A 19,325-nucleotide genomic window follows, 5' to 3' on the forward strand; every position below is an offset into this window, starting at 1 on the left:
TCAAGTTTCACTTTATTTTTGACTGTTGACAATAAAAATTTAATGTGATAATATGACTATAGTTCATATGACTAATAGTCATATAGATTATAGGGGAGGTATATAAAATGAAAAATAGTAGATACTGGAAAGAACTTTTATTAGCATTAGTTATTTCGGCTGTAAGTTATATGGTTTTATTATCGACAATTAGAACAGGACTAGTTGATATGAGTATTGAAGCCATTTTATTTCTTAGTGGAAGTATCATTGCTTTTAGAGGATTTTTTAAATCTAAGAAAAAGATAGATAAAAATTTTCGAAGATTTGAACTGTTTTATGGACTAACATATTTTATAGTTGTTATTTCATTTATCTTAGGAATTTCATATTTCATTAAAAATCCAAATGTTACTGAAATTGGGGTTTCAGATATAACTAACAATAATCTGCTTATTATTATGAGTATAATTAAGTCTTTTACCATGGTATTCTTAATTCTTACGTGGAGCTGTTTTTACAAATATTTAAATATAGAAGAATCAAATAAGAAAAAAATAACTATGTTTTTTTTAGGATTTTTATTTTATTTAGGTGCTTCAATTATAATATGGCAACTAACGAGTAATATTAATGTATTGAGTTTAGGTGCTATTCTTGGAATTGTAATTGGTATATTTGCAATGATGTCTCTTGATAAAAGAACTAAATATTTGACAATTATCTTTACAGCTTATAGTAGTATTCATTTAATTGAGTTTTATATGATGGGTATTGGAAAACATCTAACAACAGGGCTCAATAATCCTGTTTACTGGGGAGTTACAGTTCTATATGTTTTTGAAGTTAAAAGATGGATTGAGAGTGAATTGAATAAGGATTAATTGGTAACTAATTTAAGTGAATTATGATTTGATTTATTAAGAAAAAGAAAGGGTGATAATATGCCAAAGGATACATTCTTTAATTTACCAGAAAAAAAAAGAAGTAGAATTGTTGATTCAGCATTTTTAGAATTTTCTAAAGTACATTATAAACAAGTAACTATAGACAGCATTGTCAATGGTGCAGGAATTCCTAAAGGTAGTTTTTATCAATATTTTACAAATAAAGATGATTTGTATAAATATCTATTTAGTCAAATTGGAAATGAAAAAAAACATGTGTTAGAAGAAATGAAAAAATATAAGGAACAGCTAAATTTTAGAGAATATCTTATAAAAATGTTGGAAGAATCAAAAAAATTCGAAAGTGAAGATACTAAATTGATGGAATTAAAAAATAAGTTCATTAATGAGTGTCCCCAAGAAGTAAGAAAAGATGTTTTGAAAAATGAGATTCCTAAAAGCTATAGACTTTTAGAAGAAGTAATATCGGGATATGTAAAAAAAGGTGAATTGAGAAAAGATTTAAATATTAAAACAGCAGCATATATGATTACATCTTGTGTAGTAAGTTTAGAAGATTATGAGTTTGATAAAGAAGAAAATATTAGTGAAGTAATCATTAGGATTATAGATATTCTAATTAATGGATTAAAATAGCTTGTCATGACTTAGATAGAGGAGGTTTTTTATGGTGACAAAGCAGGAATTTATAAAGGATAAAAAGTATTTAAAATTAAATGAAGACGGTGATTTTGTTATAGATTACAATAGTAAGATAGATATTATTGATTTTCATACACACATGTCTAATGTACTTCCGGGTAAGATTGTAAATCCAAATATTGAAGGGAATCAATTAAAGTATGAGACACTGCCTGATATGAAAGATATGGATCTATCAGTTCCATATTGGAGGAAAATTAATCCTGATGAAAAAAAGAAAGGAATAATATCTGTAATAAAGTTTTCTCTTGAGGGATATAAGATTTTTAAAGACATGGCCAATGGGGGAACCTATGAAAACTGTTTTAAATCCCAAAAAGATAATATGATTAAAACCAATGTAGTTCTTCCTTTGAGTACAAAGAAAAGTGACCGTTCAATGGAAGCGCTACGTTTGGCTAAAGATTATCCTAATAGATTTATAGCTTTTTGTTCAGTACATCCTCATGATACTGAAATGAAGGAAAAGATATATAAATACAAAACCCTTGGTTTTAAAGGACTCAAATTAAAAATAACGGATATGGAACTGAAGGATGATTTTAAGCCACTTATTGAACTTTTTAAGGCTTGCTACGAAGTTGGATTTCCCGTACTTCTTCATACAGGTTCTTTAACTCATATAAAACGTGAAAATACATCAAACTTAATGTGGAAACTTTTAAAGTCAACAAAGGTAGAAATTTTCGGAAAACTATTGAAGGAATTACCTAGTGATTTTAAGTTTGTTTTTGGACATAGTGGCATTGCAGAATATAAACTTGTTGCAGAATATCTTAAAGAATTTCCATCAAGTTATGCTGAGTTGTCATGTCAGTCTGAAGATAGTATTAAATACTTAATTAATGAAGTAGGATATGAAAGATTATTATATGGGTCTGACTGGCCAGCACTCCCACAGGCAATTACTCTTTCTAGGGTATTACTTGCAACAGAAAAAAATGAAGATGCAAGAAGCCATATTTTATATAAAAATGCTAAGGATCTATTAAATATTTAAGAGATGAATAGGGGTATAAAATCTAATATATTATTTAGAAAGGAACAAATTTAAAGCTTTGTTCCTTTTGTCTCTCTAGATTGATATTTTCCATATACATATATAAATATAACGATTATAGGTGATAAAATAATACCTGATAGTACTATTGCTGTGGAAATTGAAGTTTTTACTGCAATAAATCCAATAAGTGGTCCACCTATAATTTGACCAAAAGAATCAATTTGGCCATAGGTGGAAAGTACTGTTGCTCTTACTTCTGACTTAATATTTTTACTCATCCATGCCCTATATATTGGTCCATTTATTATTCTTGTAATATAAAATGTCAAATACATGGATATTGCCATACTGAAATTTCCTGATAATCCAAATAAAACAATACTCATAACCATCAATATATTGATAGGAATTAACATCCATACTTTTTTAATCTCTCCTGTTTTATTCATTCTCTTCTTCACATATTGAACCACTAATATACTCAACACCATGGCAAATCCATTAATAATCCCAATCCAAACCACAGGCTTTAATTCTATTAATTTTGTAAACCCTATATTTTGCATAAAGTGAGCTGTCCACAATCTATCAAGACCTTCACTATATAGTCCATATAGCAATGACATACCCACCATCAACATTAGAATGGACTTTCCTCTTATAAATTTGATACCTTGACTAAAGGTATATCCTATTTGTTTCCAAGTATTTCTTTCTGTAGAAGCTGGTTTAAACTTTGTTTCCTTCATAAATACCACTAAAAATATTGCCAATACTATAAAAGATAATCCACCAATAATCATAGGAATATTTACCCGAACTGTTCCTATAACTACACTAACCAATATTCCTAAAAGTGAGCCAAATTGTCCTACTTGAGCTCCTCTTAAATATACTCCATCCAAATTCCTTCCATCTAATTCATCTGCTATCCATGCCTCATCTGCACCACTTGTAAATGTGTAGCCTAAACCCCATAAGATTTGACTAAAAATAACAGTTATAAACAATGGAATAGAACCTTCTGCTATAAATGCAATTCCCATCAATACTAGTCCTATGATAACTGATAATTTCCTACTTACTATATCAGCTACAATTCCAGTTGGTATTTCAAAAATAAAACAAGAAGTTTCTAATACAGTTCCAATTAAAACAAGTTGAAATGGATTTAACTCTAGGATTTCAATATAGTATACTTGATTCACAGTAAATACCAATGAAAAGAAAAATGCAGCTGCTCCTGTATAAATTAGATAGATTGAAAGTTGGGGTATTTTTTTATTCATAAAAATCACCTCTGTACATTTATTTCATCTCTATGTAATTATACTATCTTAGCTATTTTTTTGCTTTTCCAAATTTGGCAAATCACTTAGGTATATAAAATAAAGTAGTTAGAATGTACCTTGCAATATTGGATAAACATGGAGAGTATGGGGGTTGTGTAAATACAGTGCCTTTACCTCATTGTATATCCCTAAAGTATCATAGTCATCAACCGAAGGGTGTTAATTTATTTACATTCTTAATCAATATAGATATCTTTCCATCAGGATTAGTTACAAACTCTATATTATCAGGGTCATTATATAATTCCATAGGGATCTTTAACTCAATACCATTATCAGTCTTGATTCTTTGCTTTTCAAATGAACGTGTAATAGTTTTCTCAGAAAGTTTAACTACTGGTTCTTCAAGCCCTTTTTTCTCTAGATTTTCAATAAACTCTTTTTTTACTTCTATATTATTCTTAAATACATCATCCGCAAATTTATCTAGATTGATTTCTCCTGTATCTTCAATGTTGTTATAGAGTTCTTGTTTGATTTCCATTTTCTTTTCAACATCTGCATCAAAATATTTTTTGCTTATTGAATCAGTTGCCTTTTTGACAATGTTATATTGTTCTTTTGAAGATAGGGTAGTTTTACATCTTAATAGATGCATTGATAAATAGTATTCTTTATTACCATCTATTTCATATTTTTTTTCAAGTACTTTTAAGTTTAGATTAGATAGGTCTATAATAACTGCTTCGTTAATTTTTTGTCCCATATTTGGAAGGGTAGTCCTATGTCTAATTATGCTATTGATATTAGAATCGTTTTCTACCTCTGTATAATGAATAAACGAATTAGTATAGTTTAATTTTAGTAATGCCAAGTATCTATTATTTCTACATGAAAAATTAATTATAGCCAAATCTGCTGAAGGTATATCAAGATTAGAAGACATAATAGAGAACAGTTGGTTAGCTATATTAATTGACATATCAATAAATTTATCTTCTGCTGATGCAAATTCTTTAACATATGTATAAACCATATTATAATCCGTGTTGAATTCACAGTTTTTAATGCTGTCGTCATTAAGAGTTTTTACTATATGATTTGCAAAAAATTCTTTTATTTCATAATTACTTTCCATTTCATCCATGGAAATCACTGGGACACTTAGATTAGTATCTAGTATATGGACAATCATATTTGATATATTAATTTCTTCTATACTATACATAATATCTCCTTTATTTTCTTATTAAGAAGTACTATTTTTAAGCACATGAAGTAGAAGTATTTTCACATGCAGTAATGAACATTCTTAGATATTTAATTATAATATATAATTAAAATAAGTCAATGAATATATGAATATCCATTGACTTATATAATCTTATTTTATATATTTGTTATTCTGTCTTAATAGCTTCAAGTGCACTAAGTTTCATTGCCTTACGTGCAGGAAGGTAACCTGATATAAGACCGATCAATGATGTGAAAGCCATAGCAGATACAATTAACCAAGAAGGCATTATAAAAATATCTGGATTAGCTTCACCTGTTTCATAAATATGTAGGAAATTCAATAATGCAGTATTTTGCATATTATTGAGTAAAATGGATATACCAATGCTTATTAATATTCCTAGTATCCCACCTAATAAACCTATAGTAGCTGATTCAAAAAGGAATAATTTTTTAATATCTCTTATGGATGATCCAATAACTTTCATGACACCAATTTCTTTTCTTCTCTCATATATTGCCATAACCATTGTATTAGTGATACCAATAGCTGCGACTAATAATGAGATACCTCCAATAGCTCCAAAAACCATCTTGATAGTATTACTCAGGGATTCTTGCTGTTTTAATTCATTAGCGTCACTTCTAGCAGTAAAACCCAGTTTTTGAATCTCTTGTTGAACTTTTTCAAGATTTTTACGTTTTGGTACATATACAAATACTTTTTCGTATCCATCTTTTTTAGGTTTTTTACCATCATAATCACGATAACCAGTAACTTTATCGTATTTATCTTTTAATGCAGTCAATTGGTTTATTTCCATATAAGCACAATCATTTTTTTGCCAGCCTGCGAATTCTGATAATACTCCAATAGCTTTGATATTTATTGGTCTAACTGGTTTTTGTTCTTCTTCATCACCATAACGGCTATATCTTTCATTTCTCCCATAGTTCCTATCAAAACTCATCTTTAATTTATTTTCTAATGGATTAAAAGTAGGAGGTAATCTTTCGCCGGTTTCAGGATCATACATAGATGACCACCAGTCATTATCGCGATTATTTGGATTATAGAATTCATATAACATGTTATATCCCATTAGAAATCCATTCTTATCTTCAGCAGTAAGCATACGTCCTTGACCAATGTCTAATCCATATTTTTCCATAAATTCTATAGTCATACCTTTAACTCTAACATAGTTATTTATTAATTTCTTAGACTGCATAACTATAGTATGTTCAATTATAGGAGAAACAGCTTCGACTCCTTCAATCTGTTTAAATGTGGTAATATCAATATTTTGAATCTTTTCTTTTTTGTCATTAGAAGTATTATTAGTTGATGGGTAAGCGTCCATTACAACCATACCACCACCATAGTAATCATTACCGCCACCACCTGCTGGGTATACCTCTACGATATCTAAACTTCCCCACTGACTCATCTGTTTTTCCATATTTTTCTGCATCCCTAAACCAAGAGATACCATCAATACAATGGATATAGTACCTATTATAATACCTAGAGTAGTAAGAAAGGTTCTAAGTTTTCTTCTAAATAAATTCTTAAGGCCCATTCTTATTAAATCTATTTTATTCATCGAAGTTCATTTCCTTCTTTTTCTTAATTTTTCTTCTTACTATAATAATAGTTACTATGACTGCTACAGCAGCTACAGAAGATATGATAATAATTAGTGTCTTATTTGATTTCTTTTCCTGACCAGGCATTTCAAAGTCTCCCATGTCCATGCCCATATCTCCTTCTGATGGACCGAAATCCATCGCTTGACCTACTGTCTTGAACTCTTTTCTTACTTCTTCTTCTTTACCATCTGGTTTTGTATAAGTAAAAACTAAAGTACCAGTAACTTCGCCTTCTTCATTTATCCATATTTCATTACTATAGTAATTAGTTCTACCAGTCTCCAAATTACCAAGATAAGTTCTACTGTTAGTACTACCAAATCCTTCTATTTGTACAGTGAAATTATCAAGGGAAGTTCTACCAGTATTACTTATTTCAAATTCTATGTCAGTTTGTTCACCCACGAACATTGATTCTGGAATTTTAATATCACTAGTAATGAAACTAGATGGCTGTATTACTGTTACAGGAATAGCATCCTTAATTGTTTCAGTAAGTAATTTTTCATCGCTTTCATATTCATAGTAAATCTCAAGATTTAGGTTATGTACTTTTGATGCAGCAAATGGTATTGTAAATATTTTCAATTGTTTTTCAATTGATTGACCTGGTGCTATTTCTTTAATAAAGAAAGTACTACTTGATTCAACTGGAGTAAATACACTACCTGATTTTGCTTTGTCTGTATCTGTATTTTCTTCAGCGCCTAAAGATACCTTTATATTTTTTACCTTTTTGCTGTCATGAGTGTTTTTAAAATATAGTGTAACGTCAAAATTTTCACCTGCATTAGTTATCTCAGATTGAGTTGATTCTGAAGCAATTTTAAAATTATCTACAATAATGATTGGCTTACTTGAAGTCCCTTCACTATTCTCTTTCTTAGCTTTTACATAAACACCTACGTATTGATTGATAGTTGTAAATGCAGCTTCATCTTTACCTTTTATTTCAATGTTAAGTAAATGAGTTTTAGTTTTTGCTTCTTCAGTTGGTTGGAATTTGTATGTTAGTTGCTTAGTTGCTCCGACTTCCATTTCATTGATTACTTGTATGTTTTGTGACATTGGTACGATTTCTTCGTCACCTTTTACTGTAACAATAAGGTCTTCTGCTTTTACTTCACCAGTATTAACAATATCAAAAGATACGTTGAATTGTTGGCTAGCATTTATTTGACCTGTTGGAGCTTTGATATTTCTAATAGCAATATCAGTATTTCCACTGTCTACCATTAAATAGATTTCTTTTTTTACTTCTTTTTCAGCATTAGAGCTATCTTTATATTTAAGATTAACTGTTATAGGATAACTGCCTTTTTTCAAATCAGATGACGCGAAAAGGTCAAAAGTTACTTTTTCTCCTTCTGCATCAGGACGTAAGTTACTGATTCTACGACCGTTAACACCATCAACGATTGTAAATCCTTTACCTAATCCTTCTAATGTAACATCTAGTGCGCTGACAGTAGATAAACCATAATTATTGTTTACTAAGAAGCTAAGTTGAACCTTTTGTCCAGCTTTGATTATTTCAGGGTCGTTAGTTACTTCTGATAATCTTAAATCAACAGAAGGGAAACCTTTTCTTACTTTTATATATATGTCTTGTGTTTTTTCTACTTTGTCACCATATAAGTTGAAGTATGTATATTTTAATTGACAACTATATGTCTTAGCTGGTGTTGAATCTTTAACTAAGAAAGAATAGTTTAATTCAGCAGTTTCAGTTTTCTTTAATTGCTGTATTTTATCAATTAAACTAATTGTATTGGTTTCATAACTAAAATCTTTATCAGTTGGTGGAATAAGTTCAACTGTGATATTTTTAGCTGTATAAGTACCAGCATTCTTTAATTTTAAAGCTAAATCAATATCTGAACCAGCATTAGCAGTAGGGATTTCTTGATTTTCTATTACTAATTCTGGAGTATATTTGCTAGTGTCTGTTGGTGTAGATGAACCGCTACTACTTTCACTTCCTATATTATTAATAAGAATTGTACCTTCAATAGGTGTAGTTATATCCTCTGATGTTAGTTTTGTTGTAATTGATTTAGATGAACCAATACATTTTGCGTGAAGTGTATATGTACTGTTTAAATCACTTTTAGACAAACGAATATTATAACCTTCACTAATAGAATAACTTTCATTGGTATCTAAGTATAACATTGCAGATTCTGGTGTGTCACCATCCATTGTAAAATCTAAAGTTATTGTAAAATCTGTCCCATTATATACAGTATCCTTACTTATAGTTGATGTGTAAGTTATACTTTTTGACGCTTCAGCAGATACATCAACCCCCATCACATTCAAACTAATCACAAGCGCACACATATATACTAAAAATTTCTTCATTTTTTTATTAAGCCTCCTGTTTACTTTCTATTTCATTTTCATCAATACTATCTATCGATTCTATAAGTCCGTCACGTACATGAATAACACGGTTTGCATATACGGAAGTTTCTACGTCATGGGTTACAATTATAAGTGTTTGATTATTTTCCTTAGCAATATTCGTAATCAGTTCCATGACTTCCATAGTTGTCTTGGTATCTAGATTTCCTGTAGGTTCATCGGCAAAAACTATTTCTGGTGTTCCTACAAATGCTCTTGCGATACTTACTCTCTGTTGCTGACCTCCACTCATTTGTGAAGGTTTATGATGAAGTCTATCACCTAGACCTACGGCTGAAAGCATTCGCGTAGCCTCTTTTTCCCTTTTTTTCTTAGGTACACCGCCAAATATCATAGGCATAGCCACATTTTCAAGGGCTGTTAAGTTAGGCAATAAATTGTAAGATTGAAAAACAAAACCTACATTTTTTTGACGGAACTTTGTAACTTGTTTTTCATTCATCTTTTCAATTCGATTCCCCTTAATCTTGATTTGTCCTTTACTAGGTTTTTCAAGACCAGCAATCATGTTAAGCAGAGTAGATTTTCCAGAACCTGAAGTTCCTAATATACAACAGCATTCGCCTTTTTTAATATTGAGGCTGATATTGTCAAGGGCGACAACACGTTCATTACCCATTCGATACACTTTTCTTAGGTTTTTGATTTCAATTATATCACTCATTATACTCCTCCTTTCTTACATTATGTTGTTAGTAGTTTTTGAGCTTATATAACCCTATTAATTAGCTTCTTTTACATTTTTAAAAATTTAATTAACTCAAAAACAAACAGGTCATTAGTTTAATAATGGTATGGTAATCTTTACTGCCTAAAGAAGAACCTAAATAATAAATAAGATAAATAACATAATATGTATAATTTAGCCATTTATCCCTTTATTTTCCCTTAAGACTAATCATAAAAAAGTATAGCACTTTTTATATAATATTACTATACATAAAAAAACAGACTATTTATTCAAAAAACAAATTGTTAAATAAAATTAACAATTTTTACCACTATATGTAGGTGTTGGAAACTCTTTGATATACCATATGATGTGCATTACATTACTCGACATATTTTTAATTATTAAATAAGTTAATGAAAAATTAATAATTTATGTACGGTTTATGTCGTATAGCGGTATGTATTTAACACCTTAAAAAAAATTATAGTTGAAAATCAAAAAGTAACATTATATTTCAATTTTTTTATGATTATATATGATATAATTAATATATACAGCCAATTACTTAAGTAAGATAATTGCCTAATCAAGCAATTGTTTCTAGGAGAAAAGAACAGGGGATTTATTATATTAAGGAAGGGTGAAATAATGGGAAAGGTAACTTTATGTACTGATAAATATTTGGAAGCTAAACCTATAGTAGCTTTATTAGAGACAGAATTATTTGAAATTAAACTATTTTACAAAACTGAAGATATCCGTAATTTGAAACCTAAGTATCTAAAATATATGCTTAAGAATGATAATATCAACATTATATATGGTTTAATAAAAACTAGAGAGACTCTAGTAAAAAGCTATTTCTTTAAGATTATTGATTGGTTATGTGATAACTATGCTATAGATATTAGTGATTATGCTAAATATAAAGTATGTGAAAAGACTTTTTATTTCTCTTATGAGGATATAGTGATTGACTTGGAAAAAACTGGAATACATTGCAAATATGATTTTGATGAACTATATTTATCAGAGAAAAACTATTGGGATATAATGGATTATATCTATAATGATAAAGGTTATGACCTAAAGAGTGGATAAATATATTAATTGATTTTTATATATATTTAAGTTAAAATTACGATAACAAGATAGATATATTGAAAAAGACTACTTAGACTAGAGGTGTTATAATGTCACATGCATTTTCAAGAACAGAAATGTTGATTGGTAAAGATGGATTACAAAAGTTGAAAAACAGTAAAGTAGCTGTTTTTGGAGTTGGAGGAGTAGGAACATATGTTATTGAGGGATTAGCTAGAAGTGGAATAGGAGAATTGATTCTAATAGATGATGATAGCATATGTGTATCTAATATAAATAGGCAATTACATGCTACTACTAGGACGGTAGGACAGGCTAAAGTAGATGTGATGAAGGATAGGATTTTAGCTATTAATAATGAAGCAAAAGTTATTACCTACAGAGAATTATATAATTCTGATAGTGCAGACAGATTATTATCAAATGATTATTCTTATGTTGTAGATGCTATTGATATGGTTTCATCAAAGATTGATTTGATAGAAAGGTGTAAGAAGAGAAATATACCAATCATTAGTAGTATGGGAGCGGGTAATAAACTTAATCCTACTATGTTTCAGGTTGCAGATATATATGAGACTTCAGTATGTCCACTAGCTAAAGTAATGAGGAAAGAGTTAAGAAACAGAGATATTGACAGCCTTAAGGTGGTTTATTCAAAAGAAAAGCCATTAAAGCCTATATCAGATAATAATAAAACTGACAGTGAACAAAACGAATCATCAAAAATAAAAAGACAGACACCGGGGAGTATTGCATTTGTTCCCTCGGTTGTGGGATTGATTATAGCTTCGGAGGTAGTGAAAGACTTACTTAATTTCTAGCATAAAGGAGATTGTCATGAAAAGATTAATTGATAAACTATATAATAGTAATAATTTATCTTCTGATGAATTATTACTATTACTTAATAATATGGATGAAGAATCTAAGAAGTACTTACATATGAAAGCTAATGAAACAAGGTTACATATCTATAGTGATAAAGTATATATGCGAGGATTGATTGAATTTACTAATTACTGCAAAAACAATTGCAGATATTGTGGAATAAGAAGAGATAATAAAAATGCAAGTAGGTATAGATTAAGTAAAGAAGAAATACTTGATTGCTGTAAGGAAGGATATAGATTAGGTTATAGGACTTATGTTCTTCAAGGAGGAGAAGATACTTATTATACAGATGATAAAATTGTAGATATAGTTTCCTCTATAAAAGCTTCTTTTGAGGATATTGCTGTTACATTATCTATTGGAGAAAAAAGCTATGAATCCTATAAAAAATATTTTGATGCAGGAGCAGACAGATATCTTTTAAGACATGAGACTAATTCTAGAGAACTTTATGACAGTTTACACCCTGATATGAGCTATGATAATAGAATTAAATGTTTGCATGATTTGAAAGATATAGGATACCAAATTGGGGCAGGTTTTATGATCGGATTACCTAATCAGACCAACGAAGATTTTGTTAAGGACCTTAATTTTTTGAAAAAATTACAACCGCATATGGTGGGTATAGGACCATTTATACCTCAATCAGATACACCACTTGCAGATGAAAAGGCAGGAACAGTAGAAAAGACATGCATACTCCTTTCATTAATCAGACTTTTACTGCCAGAAGTTTTATTACCAGCGACAACTGCACTTGGTTCCATTAATAATAAAGGAAGAGAACAGGGGCTAAAAGCTGGTGCTAATGTTGTTATGCCTAACTTATCACCAACTAGTGTAAGAGATAAATATGCATTGTATGATGGTAAGATATGTACAGGTGATGAGGCTGCTCAGTGTAGGAATTGTATTGAAAATCGAATCAAGATGGCAGGATATGAAGTAGATATGTCTAGGGGTGACCATATATCTTTACTAAATAAATAAAAAGATTAACTTTTGACCTTGTATTGAATATAATTTAATAAGAGCAAAAAAGGAAAGATTATATGCAAATACATGTCGTGAGTCCTGGAGAATCACTTTTTACTATTGCAAGGACATATAATATACCTGTTAGTGATATAATTGAAATAAATCAGTTGGAAAATCCCGGTAATCTTGTAGTTGGTCAAACAATATTGATTCCTAGGATGGGAAAATTCTATACATTTAGACCAGGCGATAGTTTGTATTCTATTAGTAAAAAATTTAATGTACCAGTGTATTTGATTCAAAGAGCAAATGATTATTTGGATCCAATGGATTTACAAGTTGGTACAAGAATATTTATACCTAGTGGTCCAAAAACTATTGCAGAAGTAGCAGCTTATATTGACTTAGATATAACTGGTCCTGATTCAGCTTCATATGTAGAAGATGTAGGAGATAATTTAACATATATTAATCTATTTAGTTATAAAACTAATGCTGATGGAATGTTAACTCCATTAATAGGTGATGAACCTGTAATTAATGCTGCTTACAGTAAAAGAGTGGCACCTCTCATGGTAATAACAAATATTGATGAGGGTGGATTCAGTATTGAAAATGCAACAGCCCTGCTTAATGATGAAGAAGCACAAGACAAATTATTAGATGAAGCTATAGCTATTATGAAAGAAAAAGGGTATATAGGAATTGATTTTGATTTTGAATACCTTGGAGCAGAAAATCGTAAACCATACATTGATTTTTTGAAAAAAGCGAAAAAACGGTTAAAGGAAGAAGATGAAAGATATACTCTAACAGTTGCTTTAGCACCTAAGATTAGTGATGACCAAGTAGGAATATTATACGAAGGACATGATTATAGAGAAATAGGTAAAATAGTTGACTTTATTTTTATTATGACATATGAGTGGGGATGGTCAGGGGGACCACCTAGAGCAGTTTCTCCAATAAATGAAGTCAGAAGAGTGGTTGAATATGCTTTGTCTCATGTTCCTAGTGAAAAGATTATGATGGGAATACCTTTATATGGCTATGATTGGACACTACCTTTTGTTGAAGGCGGTAAGTTCGCAAAATCTATTGGATTTAAAGATGGAGTAGAATTAGCTAGGAAATACAACAGGCAGATTCAATTTGATGAAGAGTCCCAGTCACCATTTTTTAGATATATAGATGAAGAAGGTAAAGAACACGAGGTATGGTTTGAAGATGCTAGAAGTCTACAAGCAAAATTTGATTTGGTAAAAGAATTAGGTTTAAGAGGTTTCTTCTATTGGGTTTTAGCTAGAGAAGCTCCACAGAATTGGGAGTTAGTAGAAGATAATTTTATTGTTAATAAGATAATATAATAAAAAAGTGTGCAGCATTGCACACTTTTTTTATGTCTCAATATAAGAATTTCCATCTAATGGTATTAATAATTGTAAATAAGGATCTCCCTCAACTAGACCGATTGCGTATAATGAGTAAAAGGCATCTGGAAGTAATCTAATATTAGGTACATATAAAACTGATTTATCTGTACCAGTAGGTACTATTTCTACTGTATAAGTGTTTGGAGTAATACTTATATAATCAGTTATATCTTTATAACTTACATCTTTGAATAATATTGACCCATTTGGCTCTATAACATCGACAGATGGAGCATCTGGGGAAAGATGTATAAATCTTAATTTGCTTGTATTTGGTTGTAAAGGTTCTTTTGGGTCTTCTACTATGAATAATTCTAGATCTGGTAATTCTCCAATAACAGCTATTGTAGCTATTGTTTTTTCAGGTAGAACTAATTCTTTAGTAAGAATTGGCATATCTGAATTATCAGCAGGATAAATATCAATAGTATAAGTTCCAGGCATAACTGGAAGATATGGAGTAAATTCTCCATATGATAGGTCATCTGCTAGAATATTGTCACCGTTGGAATAAACATCCACTGCTGGAGCTTTTGGAGACGCATGAAGAAGCCTGATGTATGATGTTTTCTTATCGCGCACAAAGTCACCACCTAATAATTAACTTAGTACAATATATGAGTATTTAGGACAAAGGGTTACAGGGATTAATGAAATAATGTTCCTATTTTATATAGGATTAATCCATATAATTAAATAAGTTGAAATATATATTGTATAAGTGTTATAATTACAAATAATAGTATTCACGAACGAAAGGAGAAATTATGATGATTGAATACAGTGATAAATTATACAAGAAAGTAAGTGGAGCAGGAAAAGTTGGTATATGTCTAGGGATTATTTCAATAGTTACAGGGATTGCAGTTGGTATAATATCAATAATTTTTGGTTCTATACTATTGAATGTTAGAAATCAGTTAATTGATTAATATTAAATTACGCAAGTTTATCAACAACTTATATTCTTCATAAGCATATAATATATAAAGTGCTAGGAGAGGTGATAGGTTGGATAAAAAAGTTAAAATATATAATTGTAATTTATCAATGGGGCAAGGTACTAGAATTGAAGGTAGAATTGTTGGGAAAAATTTATCAAGAGATAATATTCGTTGTACATTAGAAAATGAGCCCAGGAATGGAAAAATAGAATTGACAACCAATGGTTATTGGTCTTATATACCTGATAGTAGTTTTATTGGAACTGAAGAATTTGTTATAAAAGTTTATATTTGTGGAGTAGGAGAAAAATATTCAACTATTAAGATAGATGTAGAAGAACAAGAGGTCAGCACCAAAATATCTAAATTTCTACAGTTTGAGGATAGACTTAAAATAGAAAATTATGAAGATGAGATTGTAGAAATAAAAAATATCATGTTATATGTAATTATACATGATAAAAAACTCATCAAGAACGATTTTAATAAAACATCAAAATTAAGAATAGCAGGTACACTAAAATATTTAATTAACTATGATGTAGGTATAGTACCAGTAGAAAAAAAACCAACTATTTGGTTTGATGAAGATGCAGAAGAAACCAGTGAATTTGTACCAGAAAAAGAAGTTCAAGTTGAAAGAGAGACTAATTTCAGAACAGAGATAGATTTGGGAGATTATAGATTAGGCGACGATGTTATTATAGAATACCAGGTTAAATATCAAAATTATAGATTAATGGATTATGATGTGATAAATCATTATTGTGCTATAGAATTGTATATAAATAAGTAAGGTACAGATTTTCTGTACCTTACTTATAATTCTGAGGAGGATTTTACTGACAAGTTCTACTTGCCTGAGTAATTGATTAGCAATTAAGTCTAATATATGTTGTCCTAATTTAGTATATGTACTTGTCTACATGGGTGTTACAACTTTTTGTATTATTTGTTAAGATTATTTTATTCTTTAAAAGTTATTGTAAAGAAATAAAAAAAGCTGCTTGAAGTATATCCAAGCAGCTTTTTTAGTGGATTTAATTTCATTATTAGTCAAAAAAGAATAATAAAGACATATTATGGGATAATATTTATTAAGTCTAAGAATTTTAGTTTAACAATAGGAGGATATAATTTTGATGAAAAAAATTTGTTTTGCAGCAGTATATATTATTACATGTATCCTATTAGTTGGCTGTTGGGATTATAGAGAGATAGATGAGGTAGAGATAGTATTAGGGCTTGGAATTGATTCCCATATCACTCCTGCTAAAGATGCTGATAAATTATCTGAGAGTCAATACCTTGTTACATATGAGATAGTTGGTATAGAAAGTAAAGAAGGTCAATTAAAAAGCAGGGTTCTAAAAGATAAAGGTGATACGTTATATAGAGCAATCAGGAAAATAATTGAAAAGAATGGAAAACAAGTATATCTAGCCCATACAAAAATTCTAATAATTAGTGAAGAGTTAGCAAGGCAAGGTATAACTGAGATATTAGATTACACTATGAGAGATGCAGAATATAGACCAGATGTACATGTTTTAATAACAAATAATTGTAATGCAGAAGACATATTTAAAAATGATGTTACTGATATAGCAAGTATGAGATTAAGTGATACATTAAAAAATCAAGGAAAAATTGGTACATTTGAATCTTCAACAGTATGGAATATAATAGATAAAATTACAAAGAAAGGTTTTGAACCAGCTATTTCTTTAATTAAAGTGGATAAACAACACATAGGTGCAAATTCAGTACACACAGTAGGTGGAACTGCTGTTTTTAAGGCATCAAAAATGGTGGGGAAATTATCAGAGGATGAAACTTTGTATTATCTTTTTATCGACAATGAAATCAAAAATCAACCATTATCAATGGAATATTACTTTGAAGATCAATTAGGACATATTTCTTTGGAAATATTGTCTAATGAAACAAAGGTAACTCCTGTTGTAAATGGAGAAGAGTTGGGAGTTAATATTAATGTCAATTGTAAAGTAGCTATTAATGAGTTGAGTAATCAAATAGATATTTTAGATGAAAAGGATAGAATTGATATAGAGATGAATGCTGAGAAAGATATTGAAGAAGGTATAGTAGAATTAATTACACATGTTCAAAAGGATTATAATTCAGATATATTTGGATTTGGAGATTTATTTAAGAGACAAAAAAACAAAACCTGGAAAAAAGTTGAAAAAGACTGGGATAATGTTTTCCCAACTTTAAAAATAAACACAAACATTAATGTAAAAATAGAGAGATCAGCATTATCATCTCAAGCTATAGAAATAGATAAGTACTAAGACTTATAAAGTTAAGGAGCCACTAAATATGAAGGAAGTATTAAATAAAAGTTTAACTTATAATATTGATTTGTTTAAGAAAGAATTTAAAGATGATGATAGTATTGTATATAGATTATTCCAGAATGAAGGAAGCAAGAAAAAGTTTTGCCTGATTTATGTAAAGAGCATGGTAAACGATGAGGTAATGTCTGATAATATTTTCAAATCTATAATGAGTGCAGATATAAAAAGACATGAGAATAATGCTGAATTTTTAGATTATGTTGTTAATAAAATAGTAAGCATTAACGAAGTAGAAAAATCAAGTGATTTTACATCTCTTGTTGAAAATCTATATATAGGAAAAAGTATTTTGTTTATTGATGGATTTGCTAAAGGAGCAATATTAAACACTCTTGAGTGGTCTACTAGAGCTATTAAAGAACCTATATCAGAGACTATAATAAAAGGTCCTAGAGAAGGCTTCAATGAAGTAATATATACAAACATTTCTTTAATTAGAAGAAGGATTGTATCAAAACACTTAAAAGTTAAGTTTAGAGAAATAGGAAATATTACTAAAACAAAAGTATGTATTTGCTATATAGAAGATATTGCAAAAGATGAGATTGTAAAAGAAGTAGAAAGAAGATTAGATAAAATTGATATAGATGGTATATTGGATACTGGGTATATAGAAGAATTCATAACCGATGAGCCAATGTCATTATTTAAGACACTATTCACAACAGAAAAACCTGATACTGTTTGTGGTAAATTACTTGAAGGAAGAGTAGCTATTATCTGTAATGGGTCACCTTCTGTTATTACTACACCTTTTGTTTTTATAGAATACTTTCAAGTGGATGAAGACTATTATCAACAGTATTATTTTGCCACATTTAATAGATTACTTAGATATCTAGCATTTTTCCTTACGACTAGTGTCCCGGCTATATATATTGCACTAACTAACTATCACCAAGAACTAATACCTACCCCGTTAATATTAAGTATCTATAATGCTAGACAAGGCATACCGTTTCCGTCGTTTTTAGAAGCTTTTATTATGATTATTGTATTTGAATTAATAAGGGAATCAGGTATTAGAATATCTAAGTACAGTGGTTCTGCAATAAGTATAGTAGGTGCTCTTGTAGTTGGAGAAGCAGCAGTACAAGCCAGATTGGTCAGTCAGCCTATGATAATAGTAATTGGGATAACAGGGATAGCTAATTTCCTGCTTCCTAAGATGGTTAATTCAACTATTTTCATTAGAATCATATTTTTATTTTTAGCTTCGGTATTAGGATTATATGGATATATTTTTGGAGTAATATTCTTAAGTCTTCATTTATTCTCTATTAGAAGCTTTGGGGTACCATATATGTTGAGTATTGATCCTATGGAAGATACAATTAACATGAAAGATGTATATATTAGAGCACCGTGGTGGTATATGGATATAAGAGGTAAATTAATTTCTAAAAAGAGAAATAGGAAGAAAAATATAGCCAAAAATTAATAGGAACAGGTGAAGGTATGTATTTAAAAGGTTTAATAGTAGTTGTTATTTTTACTATCATTGGAATTACTGAGATAGTACCACTAAAAAAAAATAAAAACAAAAAGGAATTAATAATTTATACATTATTTTTTACAGCTGCTTTTGTACTAATGTTTTTATATAGTATTGGTGTAGAAATACCTCAAATATCAAAAGGGTTAGATACAATAATTGAAATAATCATATAATCTATATTTTTTGTATTGCTAAAAAAGGAAAAAAGTAAGAG

The 19,325-nt window shown here is 29.4% G+C and carries 18 protein-coding genes; 12 read left to right on the forward strand and 6 right to left on the reverse strand.

Annotation, left to right across the window (positions count from 1 at the left end; translation table 11 throughout):
- Positions 1-107 precede the first annotated feature (107 nt).
- Genes AACQ14_RS10670 through AACQ14_RS10680 form a run of 3 tightly spaced genes read left to right on the forward strand, consistent with a single transcriptional unit; the run spans position 108 to position 2,589 of the window.
- Positions 108-863, forward strand: a complete 756-nt coding sequence (locus tag AACQ14_RS10670) for a hypothetical protein (protein ID WP_339363571.1) — start codon at positions 108-110, stop codon at positions 861-863.
- A gap of 60 nt (positions 864-923) precedes the next feature.
- A complete protein-coding gene (locus AACQ14_RS10675) occupies positions 924-1,523 on the forward strand; it encodes a TetR/AcrR family transcriptional regulator (protein WP_339363572.1) in 600 nt (199 codons plus the stop codon).
- Positions 1,524-1,554: 31 nt separating this feature from the next.
- The gene (locus AACQ14_RS10680) at positions 1,555-2,589 is read left to right on the forward strand and encodes an amidohydrolase family protein (protein WP_339363573.1); all 1,035 of its coding nucleotides are present in this window, start codon (positions 1,555-1,557) and stop codon (positions 2,587-2,589) included.
- A 50-nt stretch (positions 2,590-2,639) separates the two neighbouring features.
- Here the strand turns inward: AACQ14_RS10680 and AACQ14_RS10685 are convergent, their stop codons facing one another.
- From AACQ14_RS10685 to AACQ14_RS10705, 5 genes are all read right to left on the reverse strand, one after another.
- Positions 2,640-3,881, reverse strand: a complete 1,242-nt coding sequence (locus AACQ14_RS10685) for an MFS transporter (protein WP_339363574.1) — start codon at positions 3,879-3,881, stop codon at positions 2,640-2,642.
- A 208-nt stretch (positions 3,882-4,089) separates the two neighbouring features.
- Positions 4,090-5,112 carry a nucleoid-associated protein gene (locus AACQ14_RS10690; RefSeq protein ID WP_339363575.1) on the reverse strand — a complete coding sequence of 341 codons (1,023 nt, stop codon included), beginning with the start codon at positions 5,110-5,112 and terminating at the stop codon, positions 4,090-4,092.
- Between the two features lie 172 nt (positions 5,113-5,284).
- Positions 5,285-6,727, reverse strand: a complete 1,443-nt coding sequence (locus AACQ14_RS10695) for an ABC transporter permease (protein ID WP_339363576.1) — start codon at positions 6,725-6,727, stop codon at positions 5,285-5,287.
- Complete coding sequence (locus tag AACQ14_RS10700) at positions 6,720-9,137, reverse strand: COG1361 S-layer family protein (protein WP_339363577.1); 2,418 nt, start codon at positions 9,135-9,137, stop codon at positions 6,720-6,722. The genes AACQ14_RS10695 and AACQ14_RS10700 overlap by 8 nt, the downstream gene beginning before the upstream one ends.
- A gap of 7 nt (positions 9,138-9,144) precedes the next feature.
- Positions 9,145-9,864, reverse strand: a complete 720-nt coding sequence (locus tag AACQ14_RS10705) for an ABC transporter ATP-binding protein (RefSeq protein WP_339363578.1) — start codon at positions 9,862-9,864, stop codon at positions 9,145-9,147.
- Positions 9,865-10,521: 657 nt separating this feature from the next.
- On the opposite strand from AACQ14_RS10705, the gene AACQ14_RS10710 reads away from it, so the two are divergent.
- From AACQ14_RS10710 to AACQ14_RS10725, 4 genes are all read left to right on the forward strand, one after another.
- On the forward strand, positions 10,522-10,974 hold the full coding sequence (locus tag AACQ14_RS10710; protein ID WP_339363579.1) for a hypothetical protein: 453 nt from the start codon (positions 10,522-10,524) through the stop codon (positions 10,972-10,974).
- A 92-nt stretch (positions 10,975-11,066) separates the two neighbouring features.
- Complete coding sequence (locus AACQ14_RS10715) at positions 11,067-11,801, forward strand: tRNA threonylcarbamoyladenosine dehydratase (protein ID WP_339363580.1); 735 nt, start codon at positions 11,067-11,069, stop codon at positions 11,799-11,801.
- Positions 11,802-11,817: 16 nt separating this feature from the next.
- On the forward strand, positions 11,818-12,864 hold the full coding sequence (gene hydE / locus AACQ14_RS10720; protein ID WP_339363581.1) for a [FeFe] hydrogenase H-cluster radical SAM maturase HydE: 1,047 nt from the start codon (positions 11,818-11,820) through the stop codon (positions 12,862-12,864).
- Between the two features lie 62 nt (positions 12,865-12,926).
- Positions 12,927-14,219: a glycoside hydrolase family 18 protein gene (locus tag AACQ14_RS10725; protein ID WP_339363582.1), complete on the forward strand. Its 1,293-nt coding sequence runs from the start codon at positions 12,927-12,929 to the stop codon at positions 14,217-14,219.
- 30 nt (positions 14,220-14,249) lie between these two features.
- Here the strand turns inward: AACQ14_RS10725 and AACQ14_RS10730 are convergent, their stop codons facing one another.
- A complete protein-coding gene (locus AACQ14_RS10730) occupies positions 14,250-14,867 on the reverse strand; it encodes a DUF4397 domain-containing protein (protein ID WP_339363583.1) in 618 nt (205 codons plus the stop codon).
- Between the two features lie 188 nt (positions 14,868-15,055).
- Between AACQ14_RS10730 and AACQ14_RS10735 the strand changes: the two genes are divergently transcribed.
- The 5 genes from AACQ14_RS10735 to AACQ14_RS10755 all read left to right on the forward strand — a co-directional run bounded on the left by AACQ14_RS10735 (position 15,056) and on the right by AACQ14_RS10755 (position 19,284).
- Positions 15,056-15,217 carry a hypothetical protein gene (locus AACQ14_RS10735; protein ID WP_281819339.1) on the forward strand — a complete coding sequence of 54 codons (162 nt, stop codon included), beginning with the start codon at positions 15,056-15,058 and terminating at the stop codon, positions 15,215-15,217.
- Positions 15,218-15,296: 79 nt separating this feature from the next.
- On the forward strand, positions 15,297-16,025 hold the full coding sequence (locus AACQ14_RS10740; RefSeq protein ID WP_339363584.1) for an Ig-like domain-containing protein: 729 nt from the start codon (positions 15,297-15,299) through the stop codon (positions 16,023-16,025).
- 346 nt (positions 16,026-16,371) lie between these two features.
- Complete coding sequence (locus AACQ14_RS10745; RefSeq protein ID WP_339363627.1) at positions 16,372-17,547, forward strand: Ger(x)C family spore germination protein; 1,176 nt, start codon at positions 16,372-16,374, stop codon at positions 17,545-17,547.
- Positions 17,548-17,575: 28 nt separating this feature from the next.
- On the forward strand, positions 17,576-19,054 hold the full coding sequence (locus AACQ14_RS10750; RefSeq protein WP_339363585.1) for a spore germination protein: 1,479 nt from the start codon (positions 17,576-17,578) through the stop codon (positions 19,052-19,054).
- 17 nt (positions 19,055-19,071) lie between these two features.
- Positions 19,072-19,284 (forward strand): hypothetical protein, encoded by a 213-nt coding sequence (locus AACQ14_RS10755; RefSeq protein WP_339363586.1) that lies wholly within the window; start codon positions 19,072-19,074, stop codon positions 19,282-19,284.
- Positions 19,285-19,325: the final 41 nt, after the last annotated feature.

The organism is Vallitalea maricola, from assembly GCF_036985595.1.
GTDB lineage: Bacteria > Bacillota > Clostridia > Lachnospirales > Vallitaleaceae > Vallitalea > Vallitalea maricola.